At 72.6% G+C, this 15,865-nt stretch carries 14 protein-coding genes and 1 riboswitch; of the genes, 8 read left to right on the top strand and 6 right to left on the bottom strand.

Going from position 1 to position 15,865, the window contains the following annotated elements; genetic code table 11:
• Positions 1-20: 20 nt before the first annotated feature.
• Positions 21-218: riboswitch (cobalamin riboswitch) on the bottom strand.
• A 147-nt stretch (positions 219-365) separates the two neighbouring features.
• Complete coding sequence (locus ACFWZ2_RS03320; RefSeq protein WP_384541067.1) at positions 366-884, top strand: methyltransferase family protein; 519 nt, start codon at positions 366-368, stop codon at positions 882-884.
• Here the strand turns inward: ACFWZ2_RS03320 and ACFWZ2_RS03315 are convergent.
• Positions 881-1,447 (bottom strand): TetR/AcrR family transcriptional regulator, encoded by a 567-nt coding sequence (locus ACFWZ2_RS03315; protein ID WP_384541065.1) that lies wholly within the window; start codon positions 1,445-1,447, stop codon positions 881-883. The two genes, ACFWZ2_RS03320 and ACFWZ2_RS03315, sit on opposite strands and share 4 nt — an antisense overlap.
• A 125-nt stretch (positions 1,448-1,572) precedes the next feature.
• Between ACFWZ2_RS03315 and ACFWZ2_RS03310 the strand changes: the two genes are divergently transcribed.
• The gene (locus ACFWZ2_RS03310) at positions 1,573-2,004 is read left to right on the top strand and encodes a DUF3995 domain-containing protein (protein ID WP_384541063.1); all 432 of its coding nucleotides are present in this window, start codon (positions 1,573-1,575) and stop codon (positions 2,002-2,004) included.
• A 25-nt stretch (positions 2,005-2,029) separates the two neighbouring features.
• Here ACFWZ2_RS03310 and ACFWZ2_RS03305 read toward each other — a convergent pair whose 3' ends face one another.
• Complete coding sequence (locus tag ACFWZ2_RS03305; protein WP_384541060.1) at positions 2,030-2,404, bottom strand: DUF4190 domain-containing protein; 375 nt, start codon at positions 2,402-2,404, stop codon at positions 2,030-2,032.
• 198 nt (positions 2,405-2,602) lie between these two features.
• On the opposite strand from ACFWZ2_RS03305, the gene ACFWZ2_RS03300 reads away from it, so the two are divergent.
• Both ACFWZ2_RS03300 and ACFWZ2_RS03295 read left to right on the top strand, forming a co-directional pair.
• The gene (locus ACFWZ2_RS03300; protein ID WP_384541058.1) at positions 2,603-4,015 is read left to right on the top strand and encodes an LCP family protein; all 1,413 of its coding nucleotides are present in this window, start codon (positions 2,603-2,605) and stop codon (positions 4,013-4,015) included.
• A 142-nt stretch (positions 4,016-4,157) separates the two neighbouring features.
• Complete coding sequence (locus tag ACFWZ2_RS03295) at positions 4,158-5,702, top strand: carboxylesterase/lipase family protein (RefSeq protein WP_384541056.1); 1,545 nt, start codon at positions 4,158-4,160, stop codon at positions 5,700-5,702.
• A 292-nt stretch (positions 5,703-5,994) separates the two neighbouring features.
• Here ACFWZ2_RS03295 and ACFWZ2_RS03290 read toward each other — a convergent pair whose 3' ends face one another.
• The 3 genes from ACFWZ2_RS03290 to ACFWZ2_RS03280 all read right to left on the bottom strand — a co-directional run bounded on the left by ACFWZ2_RS03290 (position 5,995) and on the right by ACFWZ2_RS03280 (position 8,800).
• A complete protein-coding gene (locus ACFWZ2_RS03290; protein WP_384541054.1) occupies positions 5,995-7,290 on the bottom strand; it encodes an NAD(P)/FAD-dependent oxidoreductase in 1,296 nt (431 codons plus the stop codon).
• A complete protein-coding gene (locus tag ACFWZ2_RS03285) occupies positions 7,290-7,613 on the bottom strand; it encodes a 2Fe-2S iron-sulfur cluster-binding protein (RefSeq protein ID WP_384541050.1) in 324 nt (107 codons plus the stop codon). The genes ACFWZ2_RS03290 and ACFWZ2_RS03285 overlap by 1 nt, the downstream gene beginning before the upstream one ends.
• Before the next feature lie 257 nt (positions 7,614-7,870).
• Entirely contained in the window at positions 7,871-8,800 is a 930-nt protein-coding gene (locus ACFWZ2_RS03280; RefSeq protein ID WP_384541046.1) for a LysR family transcriptional regulator, read from the bottom strand.
• 196 nt (positions 8,801-8,996) lie between these two features.
• Here ACFWZ2_RS03280 and ACFWZ2_RS03275 point away from each other — a divergent pair, with 196 nt between their 5' ends.
• From ACFWZ2_RS03275 to cydC, 4 genes are read left to right on the top strand one after another with little or no spacing between them, the layout of a single operon-like run.
• A complete protein-coding gene (locus tag ACFWZ2_RS03275) occupies positions 8,997-10,271 on the top strand; it encodes a cytochrome ubiquinol oxidase subunit I (RefSeq protein ID WP_384541043.1) in 1,275 nt (424 codons plus the stop codon).
• 30 nt (positions 10,272-10,301) lie between these two features.
• Positions 10,302-11,342, top strand: a complete 1,041-nt coding sequence (gene cydB, locus ACFWZ2_RS03270) for a cytochrome d ubiquinol oxidase subunit II (RefSeq protein ID WP_384541039.1) — start codon at positions 10,302-10,304, stop codon at positions 11,340-11,342.
• 26 nt (positions 11,343-11,368) lie between these two features.
• Positions 11,369-13,069 carry a thiol reductant ABC exporter subunit CydD gene (cydD, locus tag ACFWZ2_RS03265; RefSeq protein ID WP_384541035.1) on the top strand — a complete coding sequence of 567 codons (1,701 nt, stop codon included), beginning with the start codon at positions 11,369-11,371 and terminating at the stop codon, positions 13,067-13,069.
• A complete protein-coding gene (gene cydC, locus ACFWZ2_RS03260) occupies positions 13,066-14,826 on the top strand; it encodes a thiol reductant ABC exporter subunit CydC (RefSeq protein WP_384541031.1) in 1,761 nt (586 codons plus the stop codon). The genes cydD and cydC overlap by 4 nt, the downstream gene beginning before the upstream one ends.
• On the opposite strand, the gene ACFWZ2_RS03255 is transcribed toward cydC, so the two are convergent.
• Entirely contained in the window at positions 14,780-15,808 is a 1,029-nt protein-coding gene (locus ACFWZ2_RS03255; protein ID WP_384541027.1) for a WGR domain-containing protein, read from the bottom strand. The two genes, cydC and ACFWZ2_RS03255, sit on opposite strands and share 47 nt — an antisense overlap.
• Positions 15,809-15,865 lie beyond the last annotated feature (57 nt).

Raw genomic sequence — 15,865 nt, 5'->3', positions numbered from 1 at the left:
GACCCTCTCCAGCACCTCGTGGATGGACAACGCGCCCTGGCCGGTCTCCTGGCTGACGGGTCGTACCGACCGGACTCCGCCTTCCCGGGTGCGTGCGCACCCAGTGGCTGCCGCGAGGGCTGGAGCCGGACTTCCCGATCACAGTGGCGAGGGCCGCACCGGCATCACACCGGATTTCCCGTTCACCAAGGCGTGGTGACAGTAATGCGCAATGATCAAACTGACAACCTGCACGTGGGGGGCGGTGCGGCGGTGCGCACGCGCGCACACCCTCGCGCGTCCGCACGGCGTACGCCCCGCGCGCCTTGGTGCCCCGTCCGGTCGTGGACCTTTCCGCGGCGCGGTGGATCTCGCATCCTGATGCCATGCGTCAGGGTGCGGCGGCGGCCGGTAGCGCGGTCTTCTTGGTGGTGGCGCCGGGGGTGGTGACGGGCCTGGTGCCGTGGTGGCTCTCGGACGGCTGGTCGGACGGGGGATCGTGGCCCTGGGCGGTGCGCGCGGCGGGCTGGATCGTGTGCGTCGGCTCGGCGGCGCTCCTCGTGCACTCCTTCGGCCGCTTCGTGGTGCAGGGCCTCGGCACGCCCGCGCCGGTGGCGCCCACCGCGCATCTGGTGATCACCGGCGCCTACCGCTATGTGCGCAACCCGATGTACGTGGCGGTGGTGGCGCTCATCCTCGCCCAGGGCCTGGTGCTCGCGCGCCCGCTGCTGCTCGGGTACGGCCTGGTGGCCTGGGCGGTGATGGCGACGTTCGTCCGCACCTATGAAGAGCCCACGCTGCGACGGCAGTTCGGGGCGGAGTACGAGGTGTACCGCGGGGTGGTGCGGGGCTGGATCCCCGGCCTTCGGGCGTACGACCCGGAACGTCCGGCGGAGCGGCCCTAGTTCGGCGAGGCGAGCAGCCACCTCGTCGTGCGTTCGTTGACGTCGGCACGGCTGCGGTCGCCGTTGTCGGCGAACAGGAAGCGGTCGGCGATGTACAGCGAGAAGGTGATCAGGCAGCGCGCCTCGACCTCGGTCTCGTCGGCGCAGAAGGCGCGGTACAGCGAACGCAGGTAGTCCATGTGGCGGTTGTCGACGCGTCGTACGCGTGCGGCGACCGCCGGGTCGCGCCGGGCCCAGTCGCGGATCGCCAGGTCGGTCGTGATGTCGGTGTCGAGCCCTTCGCCCGTGTCGACGATCGCGAACAGATGGCGCAGCCGGTCCTTCGCGTCGCCGCCCTGCTGCTCGACGCGGGCTTCCACTTCTTCGGTGACCTCGCGTTCCCAGCGGTCGAGCATCTCGTCGAGCAGGGTGCGCCGGTCGGCGAAGTATCCGTAGAAGCCTCCCTTGGAGACGCCAAGTGCCTTGGCCAGCGCCTCGATCTGCACGGCGTCGGGGCCGCCTCTCGCGAGCGCGTGCAGTCCTTCGTCGATCCACTTGTGACGTGGGGTGCGGGCCACCGCCATGTGCCGCTCCGTTCCGCTTCTCCGCCGGGACACCCATCTGTACGGCATCGTATAGATGGCTGCTAGGGTCCGATCCATACGACCCCGTATAGATGAGGGGTCGACGGAGCTGGAGGCACTGGATCATGGTCCGTACTGTTGTCCCCGTCGTGTTGGCGGCCGTCCTCGCGATCATCGGCCTGCTCCACTTCATCTGGGTGTTCACGCCCTGGCCGATGGCGGACGCGATGACGTTCACCAGGACGATCGCCGGCAGCGACGACGGCGAGATGCCGTCGGGACCGCTCACCGCCCTGGTGGGCCTCGCGCTGTTCGCCGGCGCCCTGCTCACCCTCATGGTCAACGGGTCCGTCCCGGGGATCGGCCCCGAGTGGCTGCGCCTCGCGGGCATGTACGGCCTGACGGCGGTGCTGCTCGTGCGCGGTCTGGGCGGGTACTTCATGAACTCCGGGGCCGCCGAGGAGTTCCAGCGGTGGAACTCGGCCGTGTACTCGCCCCTGTGCGTGGCACTCGCCGCCCTGGCCGGCACCGTCGCGGTGGCCGCGAGCAGGCGCTGAGCGCTCCGCGGGACGTGCGGTCCGGTCAGACGTTGTCCGACAGCGCCGCGATACCCGCGACGAGTCCGACGAGGGCGAGGATCGCCAGGGCGCAGACGAACAGCACGAGCCAGCCGGTGAGGATGCCCGCGAGGGCGAGCCCGCGTCCCTCGCCGGCGAGGCGGCGGCCACGGAAGCGGCCGACGTGCCCCGTGACGACGGCGATCAGGGCGCAGACGACGGCCAGGGCGATGAAGACGGGCGGGTTGAGCAGGGCGATGCCGGTCGCGAAGTTGCCGAGGAACGCGACGCCGCCGAGGGCGAAGAAGGCACTGACCTTCGCGGCACGGTTGCGCCCCGCCGGTGCCGGCGCGGCGTCCTGGGTCCCGCCGTCCCGCGTCCCCGCCGGTGTGCTGCTCACTGCCGTTCCCCCTGACCCGTCCAGGGGTGTCCTTGGTGCTCTTCGGTGATTGTCGCCCGACCGGGGATGCTACGCGGATCCGGATGATCGACGATCATCGGCATCTACAAACCTGTAGAGTTCGGGCATTCGACGCGGCCCGGCGGCCTGTGATGCCGTGTGACAGTCATGTGGCGGGCGAGATCAGGAGGTTCCCGGGTGGGTGGAAACGGCGCAGGCCGACGCGGACAGGGCCGGGGCGGCACGAGGAGAGGCCCCGGAAGCGGATCCACCCGGCTGACGCGGCGGGGCCGGATCCTGTTCTGGGTCGCGGCCACGTTCTCCGCCCTCATCCTCGCGGTGGCCGGGGTCGGCGCGTGGGTCTACACGGACCTCGACAACAACATCCACGCCGCGGACGTCGACAACAAGCTGGGCGGCGACCGCCCCGCCAACCTCAGCCCGGGCTCGAAGAACATCCTCGTCGTCGGCTCGGACAGCCGCGACGGCGCCAACGCCAAGTACGGCAAGAACCTCACGACCATGCAGTCGGACACGCTGATGGTCGTGCACATCCCGGCCGACCGGGAGTGGGCCACCGTCGTCTCCTTCCCGCGCGACTCCTGGGTGCAGATCCCCGCCTGCGAGAAGGGCGACGGCAGCACGTCGGCCGCCCATCACTTCAAGATCAACGAGGCGTTCTCGATCGGCGGCAGCACCGGCGAGGTCGCGGGCGCGGCGGCCTGCACCATCAAGACGGTCGAGGCGCGCACGGGCCTGCGCATCGACCACTTCATGTCCGTCGACTTCCAGGGCTTCAAGGGCATGGTCAACGCCCTTGACGGGATCGAGGTCTGCCCCGAGCAGCCGATCCACGACAAGAAGGCCCACCTCGACATGGAAGCCGGCTGCCAGACCGTCGACGACGAGAAGGCGCTGGGCTACGTCCGCACGCGCTACAGCGTCGGCGACGGCTCGGACATCGGACGCATCGGCCGCCAGCAGGAGTTCATGGAGGCCCTGGCCGAGAAGGCCCAGTCCAAGCTCACCAGCCCCAAGTCCCTGTACGGCTTCCTGCAGTCGGCCACCAAGTCGCTCACCACGGACAAGTCCCTGGCCGGTATCAAGCCCCTCTACGGGCTCGCCTCCGAGCTCAAGGGCATCCCGGAGGACCGGCTGACCTTCCTGACCGTGCCGAACTACCCGCGCCAGGCCGACGTGCCCACCGACAAGGCGAACGTCATGTGGCAATTCCCGCAGGCCGCCGACCTGTTCACATCCCTCGCCAAGGACCGGGAGGTCGGCAAGGGTGAGAAGAAGGACCTGGAGAAGGCCGCGAAGGCACCCGTGTACGCCTCGAAGGTGGGCGTGCGCGTCCTCAACGGCACCGGTGCATCAGGGCGCGCGGCCGCGGTCGCGAAGGAACTGCGCGATGCGGGCTTCACGGTCACCGGGACCGGCAACGCGCCCGCCGAGGCGGACAAGACCGGGATCACGTACCCGCAGGGCGCGAAGAGCCGGGCCAGGGTGCTCGCGTCCCGCCTGCCGGGCACCCGCGCCGTCCCGGCCGCCGACGCCGAGCCCGGCGCGGTGACCCTCACGGTGGGGAAGGACTTCGACGGGCTCCGGTGACCTCGGACGGGCCGCGGGGGCGTTAATCGCTCGCTCCCGCCCGGGGTTTGCGCTGAACTGGACGGAGTGCCACTGCGCCGCCGGACCGGGCGTCGCACCGCCACCGCACCAGTCAGGCTCATCTCTCCCAGGAGTAGCCGCGATGTCCGCTGCCGCGTCACAGCCGTCCGAGTCCGGGTCCGCTCCGGTGGTCCGCACCGCTGCCGGAGCGCTGCGCGGCAGCCGTGCGGGGGGAGTGGCGGTCTTCCGGGGGATTCCGTACGCCGAACCGCCCGTCGGCGCGCGGCGGTTCGGCCCGCCGCGGCCGGTGCGCCGGTGGGACGGGGTGCGCGATGCCGTCCGGTTCGGGCCGCCCCCGCCGCAGGCCGGGGTGTTCGGGATGGACGCGCTCGCGGGGGAGTCGCCGGGTGACGACTGGCTGACGGTCAACGTCTGGACGCCCGATCCCGGCGCGGGCGCGGGGCTGCCGGTGATGGTGTGGATCCAGGGCGGCGCGTATGTGATCGGCATGTCGGGGCTGCCCGAGTACGACGGCGGGCGGCTGGCCCGCGAGGGCGGCGTCGTCGTGGTGACCTTCAACTACCGTCTGGGACTTGAGGGGTTCGCGTGGATCGAGGGCGCACCGGCCAACCGCGGACTGCTCGACCAGGTCGCCGCCCTGGAGTGGGTCCGTGACCACATCCGGGCCTTCGGCGGGGACCCGGCGCGGGTCACGGTCTTCGGACAGTCGGCGGGCGGCGGTTCGGTCGCCGCGCTGCTCGCGATGGGGCACGGGGGCGGGCTCTTCCGCAGGGCCGTCGCGCAGAGCGTGCAGGGCACGTTCTTCACGCCGGAACTCGCCGCCGACGTCACCGCCGCCTGCGCCACCGATCTCGCGCTGCGGCCCACGGCGGCCGATCTGGCGGACGTGGACCCGATTCTGCTGGCCGCCGCAGGGGACGCCGTCACCGCCAAGCTCGGGCAGTGGGTGGGGCGTTGGGGGCGGCCCGCGCACCGGACGATCCCCTTCGCGCCGGTCGTCGACGGCGACGTCCTGACCGCCACCCCGTGGCAGGCGCTCGCCGACGGCGCGGGCCGGGACGTCGACCTCCTCGTCGGCCACACGCGGGACGAACAGCGGCTGTTCACCGCGGTCGAGGGGATGCTCGGCCAGGTGACCGAGGAGCAGGCGGCGACCGCTCTGCGGATCCTCGCGCCCGGCCCCGACGGGGCACGCCGCTACCGGGACGCGTTTCCGGCCGCGGGCCCTGAGGAACTGTACGAACTGGTCAACTCCGACTGGCTGTTCCGCATGCCGTCCCTCCGCCTCGCGCAGGCGCAGACCGACGCCGGGGGCCGCGCCCACCTGTACGAGCTGACCTGGTCCGCACCGGGCATGGACGGCGCGTTCGGTGCCTGCCACGGCCTCGACGTGCCGCTCGTCTTCGGCAATCTGGCACACGGCCAGACCGCCGCGCTCCTCGGCGAGCAACCCTCCCCGGACGCGGAGGAACTGTCCGCGCAATTCCGTGGCGCCTGGACGGCGTTCGCGACCCACGGCGACCCGGGCTGGCCCGCGTACGACACGGCACGACGCCCGACCCGGCTCTTCGACACCCACCCGACGGTCGCCCCCTACCCGGAGGAGACGTCCGGGCTGCTCTGGCAGGACCACGCCTTCGCACCGCTGCCGTTGGCCGACGGCTAGCGGCGGGCCGGGAATCAGGAAGGACCGATACCGCCAAAGGGCTGGCGAGTGGGCCGTGGAGGGATATCTTCGGAACCCAGAGCCATGGCCGGGCGGAATCCGACCCGGGCAGGGTCCATGGGGGCGACGGCGCCGTCGGACGCGGCGGCGGTCGTCGCGTGCTCGGGAGGACTCGCTCCCCTCAACAGCCTCCCGAGCGGGTGCCCGCCGTGGAGTGGGGGCGCGGGAATCCCCCACGCGCACGCGGCGGATGTGGCAGGAGCCGTGATGTCGGCGCCACGGCTCCAGCGGGTCATGCTCCGTGCGCCGCCGACCGGCCGGTCTTGGCCGCTCCCTTCCGGTGCCGCGCGAGATGCCCCTTGAGGGTGAAGCCCGGTGCGGCCGCTTCGTCCGGGCCCAACGGGATGCATCTGCCGAGGAGTTGGCGGGACGCGAGGTGGTCGCCGGGGCGGTTGACGGACTCGACGGCGCGCAGGTGTCCGCCGTCGAAGAGGAGCACGGAGAACGCGTCGGGCGGGTCGCCGAGCATCACCTCGCCGTCATGACCCTCGTCAAGTCCCGCTATCTGTACGGTGGTGGAGAACTGGTCGCTCCAGAACCAGGGCAGTTCGTCGTACGCGTGAGAGGCCCCGGTCAGCCGTCCTGCGACGAGCCGGGCGTGGCCGACGGCGTTCTGCACCGACTCGAGCCGCAGCGGATTCCCGGAGCGCACCTGAGGGAACGTCGCGCAGTCGCCGATGGCGGAGATGTGCGGATCGCCGGTCAGGAGGCGGGAGTCGACGGTGATGCCGCCGTCCACCGGGAGTCCCGCCACGGTGGCCAGGTCCGTGCGCGGGGTGACGCCGACGCCGGTCAGGACCAGATCGGCGGGGATCCTTCGGCCGTCGTCCAGCTCCACCGCCACCACCGCGCCGCGGCCGTTGCCGTGCACGGCGGCGACACCGTGACCGAACAGGAGGCGGGTGCCCGCGTTCCGGTGCAGCCGGGTGACGTGCTCGGCGGTCCGCGCCGACACGGCCCGGGCCAGTGGCCGGTCCAACGCCTCGACGACCGTCACCTCGCAGCCCGACTCCCGTGCCACCGCGGCGAATTCGAGCCCGATGAACCCGGCACCCACCACCACCGCGCGCCGGGCGGCGGCCAGCGAGGCCCGGAGTGCGGTGGCGTCCCGCGCGGTGCGCAGGGTGTGCACCCCGCGCAGTCCGGCGCCCGGCACGTCGAGCGTGCGCGGCCGCGCGCCGGTGGCCAGGACCAGATGGCCGTAGTCGTACGTGGAGCCGTCGGTGAGGCGGACCGTGCGGGCGCCCCGGTCGATCGCCGTCACGGTGCCCGCGACCAGGTCGATGGAGTGGCGTACGTAGTAGGTGGCGGGCCGCAGCCACAGCTGTGCGCCGCCCTCCAGATAGGCGTCGTCCTTGAGGAACTGCTTGGACAGCGGCGGACGTTCGTAGGGGAGTGCGTCCTCGGCGCTGATGAGCGTGATGCGCCCGGTGTAGCCGTACTCGCGCAGGGAAGCCGCGGTCTGATAGCCGCCCTGTCCGGCCCCCACCACGACGACGGAATCGGGTGACGTCGTGCCGTGCGTCATCAGTTCTGCCGTTCCGGAAGGTGGACGACGAGGCCGTCCAGGTCGTCGGTCACCTGGAGCTGGCAGCTCAGACGGCTGTTGGGCCGGCGGGGGCTCGCGGTGAAGTCGAGCAGGTCGTCCTCGTCGGGCCCGGTCGCGGCCAGCCTGCCGATGGTCGACTCGTCCACGTAGACGTGGCAGGTGGCGCACTGGGCGTTGCCGCCGCACTGGGCGACGATGCCGTCGACGTCGTTGAAGACGGCGCCGCGCATGACGCTCGTGCCGATCGGCACCTCGATGTTCCAGGTGGTCTCGTCGGCGGTCACATACGTGATTCTGGGCATGACGGAACTCCTCGATGGTGTCCGGAGGTTCGGGCGCGCGAGGGCGCGCCGCGGCACGGACGCCGGGCAAGTGGATGCAGGAAAGATGCGGGGGGACCAGTGGGTGCGCGGGGCGCCGTGGCCGGCCGGTGGGGGACGCGACACCCCTGCCGACTCGCCTTCACACACCGGCCGTTGCGACACGCGACGTCGTGGGCCAGGGGTATGGCGGCGTTTCGGAACGTACCAGAGGAGTCCGGTGGTGCGCCAGGACGGAGCTACGGGGCGTCGTGGTCGCGCCCGCGCCGCGGGTCGGGCAGGCGGTGGGTCATCAGCGGCCTGCTGGTGATGAACTCCCGCAGCCTCAGGGCGGCTTCGGACAGGTAGGCGTCGCGGTTCCACACCAGGGTGAGCACCCGGCTGCAGCCGGGCGCGTCCACATGCACCCAGGCCACCGGGACGGGCGTCTCCGTGCCGGCCTGCCGGGACATCGCCGGGATGAGGCCGATGCCGAGACCCGCGCTGATCATGTTCTGGCTCGCGGCCGGTTCGTTGCCCTCGCAGGACAGCACCGGCGTGAGCCCCTCGGCGGCGAACAGCTTGTCGAGCAGGGCGCGTTGCCAGTGGCCGCGGCGCGTGCTGACGAAGGGCTCGTCGGCGATCTCGGGAATCGTCACGCTCTCCCGGCCGTCGAGCCAGTGCCCGAACGGCACCGCGAGCAGCACCTCCTCGCGGGCGAGCTCGATCGATTCGAGGTTCGCGCCGGTCAGCGGCTGCGACGCGACACAGAAGTCGACCTCGCCCGCCCGCAGCTGACGGTCCATCTCCTCGGCGTCCGACTGGTAGAGGCGCACGTCGGCGCGGGGGTAGGCGGCCCGGAAGCTGCCGAGCAGCGGGCTGATCGTCAGGAGCGTCTCGGAGGCGATGCCGACCCGGCCGAGTCCCGTGTCGCGGGCGTCGCGCAGCGCCCTGCGGCCGTCGTCGAGTTCGCTCAGGGCGCGGTCGACGTGGCGCAGGAAGATCGCGCCGTACTGGTTGAGCCGGATGCGGCGGCCCTCGCGGTCGAAGAGCGGGGTGCCGAGGTCGGCTTCCAGGCGGGCGATGGTGCGGCTGAGCGAGGGCTGGGCGACGCGCAGCTCCTGCGCGGCGCGGCTGATGTGCTCGTAACGGGCGACTGCCTGGAAGTAGCGCAACTGCAGAAGATCCACGATCCACCTTCACTCATGCCTGTCAGGGCATCTTCACATGGCGAAACCGGTCTTGGAAATGCATAAGCGGTTCTCTCTACGGTCGTCATCGAGGCCACCGCGCAGATGACGGTCAACGGCGCCCGGCACCTGCACACGCGACGCGGTGGCCTCCCCTCCGTCCGATCCCGCACCCGACGTCCAGGAAGGTCGCACCATGAGCGCTGCGGATCTGGCCCGACTCCAGTTCGCGGCCACGACCGGCATCCACTGGCTGTTCGTGATCCTCACCATGGGACTCGTCCCTCTCGTGGCGGTCATGCACACCAGAGCCGCGTTCACCCGTGATCCCGCCAAGAGAGCCATCCGGGAGCGCATGACCCGCTTCTGGGGACAGCTCTACGTCATCAACTACGCGGTCGGCATCGTCACCGGCCTGGTCATGGAGTTCCAGTTCGGACTCAGCTGGAGCGGCCTGAGCAAGTTCGCGGGCAATGTCTTCGGCGCGCCCCTCGCCCTCGAAACCCTCATCGCCTTCTTCGCCGAGTCCACCTTCCTCGGCATGTGGATATTCGGCTGGGGCCGCATGCGCAGGGGCGTGCACGTCACGCTCATCTGGCTGGTCGCCCTGACCGCGTACGCCTCCGGCTACTGGATCATGATCGCCAACGGCTTCATGCAGCACCCCGTCGGCTACGAAGTGCGCGACGGCGCCGCCTACTTGACCGACTTCGGCGCGCTGCTCACCAACTCGAGCGCCCTGGTCGCGCTCTTCCACGTCACGCTCGCCGCGCTCACGACCGGCGGCGTCTTCGTCGCGGGGATCAGCGCCTGGCACTTCCTGCGGGGCACCAAGGAGACCGAGCTGTTCCGCGGCTCCCTGCGCCTGGGACTGTGGGTGGCCACGGTCACTTCCTTCTTCGTCGTCATCGTCGGCGAGATGCAGCGGCCCGTGATCGAGCGGACCCAGCCCATGAAGGACGCGGTCCTGGAGAACAGCGGCGTCGCCGAACTGCAGGCGCAGCTCGTCAAGGAGCACGGGCCCGGCGACTACGTGCCCTGGCAGGACACGATCCGGTTCTCGATGGACGCCATGACGCTCATCGGCAACACCGTGTCCACCATCACCCTCGTCGCCGTCGTCCTGCTGTGGAAGGACCGGCTGATCCGCTGGCGCTGGGCCTCATGGATCCTCGTCGCGACGGTCCCGTTCCCCTTCGTCGCCTCCGTGGGCGGCTGGGTCGTCCGCGAGGTCGGCCGCCAACCCTGGCTCGTCTATGGCGAGTTGACCGTCGACGACGCGCTCTCCCACGTCAGTACGGCCGCGCTCGCCGTGTCCTGCACCGTCTTCATCGCCATCTTCCTCGCGCTGGCCGTGACGAACTGGACCCTGATCACCCGCTTCGCCCTGCGCGGCCCCGACGCCACCCAGCTGGGCGCCACGGAACCGCTCCCCGCCGAGACCGAACCGGTCGGCGCCACCGCCGTGTAACTCCCCCTCCGTCACAGAAAGGTGAGCGAGATGAGTCTGGAGACCCTCTGGCTGGCCCTCCTCGGCCTGCTCCTCGCCGGGTACTTCGTGCTCGGCGGCTACGACTACGGCGTACAGATGCTGCACCCCTACCTCGGCGACCCCAAGGACCGGAAGGAGGCGCGCACACCCGGGCCCGAGGCCGACCGCAACGCCGCCCTCGACGCCATCGCGCCGTTCTTCCTCGGCAACGAAGTCTGGCTCGTCGCCTTCACCGGCGTCCTGTTCGGTGCCTTCCCGCACCTGGAAGGCACCCTCCTGTCCGGCCTCTACCCCCTGATCGTGGCGATCCTCGTCGGCCTGGTCCTCGGCAACGCGGCGATCCAGCTGCGCGGCCGCGCCCGCGGCGCCCGCGGCAGACGGTGCTGGGACGCCCTCATCGTGTTCGGCGGCGCGCTGCCCGCCCTGTGCTGGGGACTCGTCATCGGCCTGCTGCTCCACGGGGTGCCCCGCAGGTCCGACGGAAGCTTCCACATCGGATTCGGCGACGTGTTCACCCCCTTCGTGCTGGCCTGCGGCGTGACCACCGCACTGCTCTTCGCCGCGCACGGCGCATACTTCGTCGCCCTGCGCTCGGCCCCCGAACTCGCCACCCGGGCACGCCGAATGGGGGAGCAGCTGCTGACCGGCGCCGCCGCCGTGGGCACGCTCGCGCTGCTCCTGACGCTCTTCGGCGCGGGCGCCTCGATGACGAACCGCGCGACCTCGGCGGTCATCACCGCCCTGCTCGCCGCGGCGCTCGCCGGGGCCCACTGGTCCTCCTCGCGCGGACACCGCGTCCGGGCGTTCGCGGCCACCTGCTGCGCGACCGCGCTGCCCGTGCTGCTCGTGGGGGCGGGCCACTACCCGTACCTCCTGATCAGCCCGGCGGGCACCGGCCTGACCATCGACCACGCCGTCACCGACGGCGCCACGCTGAAGATCCTCAGCGTGTTCGGGGTCCTGGTGGTCCCGGTCATCCTCGCCTACCAGTCATGGAGCTGGTGGGCGTTCAGGGGGCGGACGGGCCGACGTCACCCCAGCTACTTCTGACCAGCCGCTGCCGAGAGGGCCCCACGATGAAACCCGTCGAACGCCGCCTGCTGCGCGAACTGCCGGTGCTGCGGCGCCACATGACGTACTCCACGGTGCTCGCGCTCGTCGGCGCGGGGCTCGTCGTCGCCCAGGCGGTGCTGCTGGCGACACTGCTCGCGGACGGCTTCGCCGGACAGCCGCCCCGCGGGGCGCCACTGGCCGCGCTGGCCGCCGTCATGGCGCTGCGCGCGCTCCTGGCCTGGGCCCGCGGCGGGCTCGCGCAGCGCGCCGCGGCCGACGCCAAACGCGCACTGCGCGAGCGGATCACCGGCCGCCTCGCGCACACGGGACCGCTGCGCCTCGCGGCCCGCAGACACGGTGAGACGGCCACGCTGCTCACCCGCGGACTCGACGCCATCGACCCGTACGTCGTCGGCTACCTGCCCACGCTGACGGCCACCGCGGTGGTGCCGCTCACGATCGTCGGCTGGCTCCTGTGGACCGACTGGACCTCGGCGCTGATCATCCTCGTGACGCTGCCGCTGATCCCCGTGTTCGGCGCCCTCGTCGGCATGCACACCGCCCAACGCACCGCACGGCAATGGCAGTTGCTCTCCCGGCTCGGCGGGCACTTCCTCGACGTGGTGGCCGGTCTGCCGACCCTGCGCGCGTTCGGCCGTGAACGGCACCAGGCCCGGGTGGTGGGCGAGATGGCCGACGCCCACCGCCGGGCCACCCTGCGGACGCTGCGCGTGGCGTTCCTCTCCTCCTTCGTCCTGGAGACGGTCGCCACCCTCTCCGTCGCGCTGGTCGCCGTCCCGGTTGGGCTGCGGCTGCTGCACGGCGGCGTGGACCTGCGCACGGCGCTCGTCGTCCTCTTCCTCGCCCCCGAGGCGTATCTGCCGCTGCGCGCGGCGGGCGCGGCCTTCCACGACAGCGCCGAGGGCATCGCGGTTGCCGAACGGGTCTTCGCCCTCGTCGACGACCCGGCGGACCCGCGCCGCCCCGGCGCTCCCAAGGACACCCCCGCCGCGACCCCCGACGCCCGCACGGCCCAGCTGCGCCTGGACGAGGTCACCGTCCAGTACCCGGGCCGCCCCGAGCCCGCCCTGCACCGTGTCTCCCTCACCGTCCGCCCCGGCGAACACGTGGCCCTGGTCGGCCCGAGCGGCGCGGGCAAGTCCACGCTCCTCGCCCTGCTCCTCGGCTTCGCCACCCCCGCCTCCGGCCGGGTCGAGGTCGACGGCACCGACCTCGCCGCCCTCGACCCCGACGACTGGCGCGCCCAGGTGGCGTGGGTGCCGCAGCGTCCGCACCTGTTCGCGGCGTCCGTCGCCGACAACATCCGCCTCGGACGGCCGGGCGCGAGCGACGCCGAGGTGCGCCGCGCGGCCCGCGCCGCGTCGGCCGACCTCTTCGTGGCCGAGCTGCCCCGGGCGTACGACACGGTGCTCGGCGAACACGGCGCCGGGCTCTCCGCGGGCCAGCGCCAACGGATCGCGCTGGCCCGCGCGTTCCTCAAGGACGCCCCCGTCCTGCTCCTCGACGAACCGACCGCCCACCTCGACCCCGAGAGCGAAGCCGCCGTCACCCGCGCCACCGTCGGCCTGATGCGCGGCCGCACCGCGCTCGTGGTCGCCCACCGCACGAGCCTGCTGCCGCACGCCGACCGGATCATCACGGTCCGCGCGGGCGGCCGCACCCTCCCCGAACCGGCGCCCGCGGAAAGCCTGGTGACCTCATGACCTCCCGCACCGCATCCCTCGCCGCGCCCGCCCGGCCGTGCCCCACCGTCCGGCTGCTGCGCCACCTCCTTCCGTACTGGCGCAGGCTGCTGCCCGCCGCACTCGCCGCGGCCTGCAGCGACCTCGCCGGTGCCGCGCTGATGGCCACCGCCGCCTGGCTGATCACCCGCGCCGCCGAACAGCCGCCGCTCGCCTCGGTGAGCCTCGCGATCGTCGCCGTACGCGCGCTGGCCCTGGGGCGGGGCGCGCTGCGCTACACCGACCGGCTGCTCGGCCACGACGGGGTGCTGCGGGCCGTCGCGGGATTCCGCACCCGGGTGTACGAGGCGCTGGTGCCGCTCGCCCCCGCGGGCACCCCCGCCTTCCGCGGCGGCGACCTGCTCACCCGCCTCGTCGACGACGTCGACGCCGCACAGAACCTGCTCCTGCGGGTCCTGATCCCGGCCGCTGCCGCCTGCGCGGTCGCCGCGGCCGCCACCGGCACGGCCCTGGCGCTGCTGCCGCAGGCGGGCGTCCTGCTCGGTGCCCTCCTCGCCGTGGCGGGGCTCCTCGTGCCCGCCCTGGTGCTCGCACTGTCCCGCCGCACGGGGCGTACGGAGAAGGAGGCACGGGCCGAACTCGCCGCCGTCACCGTGGACTTGACGCAGGGCGCGGCGGATCTCGCCGCGTACGGCGCCCGGGGCCGCACCCACGAGCGGGCCCGGCGTGCCGCGTCCCGGATCGCCGCGCTCGAACGCCGCGGCGCCCTGACCACGTCGCTCGCCTCCGCCGTGGTGCTGCTGCTCCAGGCCGGGGCGACGGCCGCCGTCACCTGGCTCGCGCTGCGCGCGCACGCGGCCGGTGAACTGCCGGCCGTGCACCTCACGGTCCTCGCGGTGCTCGCCCTCGTCTCCTTCGAGGCGCTCGCACCGCTGCCCGCCGCTGCCCGCCACCTCGTCCAAGTGCGGGCCTCCGCACGCCGGCTGTCCGACGTCCTCGACACACCGCACCCGGTCACCGACCCGCCCGCCCCGGTCCCGCTGCCCGCCGAAGGACCCGTCGGCGTGGAGATCACCGGGCTGCGGGTGCGCCACCACCCCGACGCGCCGCCCGCCCTCGACGGGGCGAGCCTGCGGCTGCCGCCCGGCCGCAGGGTCGTGCTCGTCGGCGCCAGCGGCTCGGGAAAGTCGACGCTGATCGCGGCGCTCATGCGGTTCGTGCCCTACGAGGCGGGGAGCATCCGGGTCGGCGGGCGTGAACTCGCCGACAGCGCGGGGGCCGACGCCCGCCGCCTGATCACCGGCATGACCCAGGACGCGCACGTCTTCCACACCACGCTCCGCGCGAATCTGCTCCTGGCCCGCCCCGACGCCAGCGACGCCGAGCTGCGCGAAGCGGCCCGCAGGGCGCGGATCCTGGAGTGGATCGAGGCGCTGCCCGACGGCTGGGACACCCTCGTCGGCGGGGACGGCGCCACCATGTCGGGCGGCCAGCGCCAACGGCTGCTCCTGGCCCGCGCGTTGCTCGCCGACCCGCCCGTGCTCGTCCTCGACGAACCCACCGAGGGACTCGACCCGGACACCGCGGCCGCCGTGCTCGCCGACATCCTCGACGCGACCCGCGGCCGCACCACGCTCCTGGTCACCCATGAGCACTCGGGCCTGGCCGCCGCCGACGCGATCGTGACCCTGGACCGGGGCCGGACCGCCCGCACGTCCCCCGTGGCGTGCGTCAGCCCAGCAGGAAGCGGTCGATCTCTTCCGGGGTCCGCGGTGTGAGACCGGCCGGTGTGAGCGCGAGGACCGCACGCCGGTGGTTGCGGATCTCCAGGGTGCTGTCGGCGGTGGCCTGCGGCAGCAGCCGCAGGGCCCGGTCCAGCATCGGCCGCGGATACACCTTGAACGTCTTCTCGCGCACGGACGTACGCCCGCCGAGTTCCGCGAAGCCGCCCTCGCCGCGCAGGTCGAACTTCAGGTCGAGGACGGGGCGGGCGGCCCGGTCCCAGGTGGTCGACGGCAGCGCGTCACGCCCCTTGATCCGCGCCTCGACCAGCGTCTCGGTGTCCTCGTCGGCGATCTCGCAGCCGTGGATGGGGAACGCGCCCGCGAGCCGACCGCCGTACCGCATGCCGTGCAGGGAAGGGGCGCAGAACAACACGTGGTCGAAGCCGCCGACGGGCGAGGGCAGCGCCGCCTTGTGGTGCGACCCGCCGTCGAAGGCCAGGCCCATCCGGGGCCGGACGAAGCCGAGGAACGCCGACACCAGCTCGGGCGTGTGCCCCGGCTGCTTCACGACGAAGGTCAGACCCCGCCGCTCGTCCTCGCCGATGACGAGGTAGTCGTAGAAGGGACCGGGGCCCGGGCCCGCCGGGGCGTCATGGAACTTCACGTACGTCCCCGGGTGTCCGGCCACGTCCTCGTATCCGCGCCAGAAGAAGTCCCAGGCCCCCGCGTACCGCTCGCCCTCCCGCGCCCGCATCACGTCGAGCAGCGGCGCGTCCGCCAGTGGGTCGGGGGCCTGTGCGGCCGCCGCGACGGCCGGGTCCCGCGCGACCTCGGCGTACCCCTGCCGCAGCTTCTCACTGATCTTCCTGCGGAAGTGCCGCACGGCGTGCGCCTCGTCGTCGAGCGTCGTGCTCGATCCCTGGGTGCGCCCGCCGACCCGGCCCCAGGCCAGGTGGCAGCGGATGCCCGCCCGGCTGATCCGCCAGTGCCGCACCACCGCGCCGTCGCTCTTCTCGAAATACCGCGTCTCCGACATAATCCGGCCACCCTCCCGTCGCCCGGGCGCGCCGCGCTGTCCCGTCGGCTGAGGATA

The organism is Streptomyces sp. NPDC059002, assembly GCF_042740435.1.
GTDB lineage: Bacteria > Actinomycetota > Actinomycetes > Streptomycetales > Streptomycetaceae > Streptomyces.
This window is presented reverse-complemented; position numbering and strand designations above follow the sequence as displayed.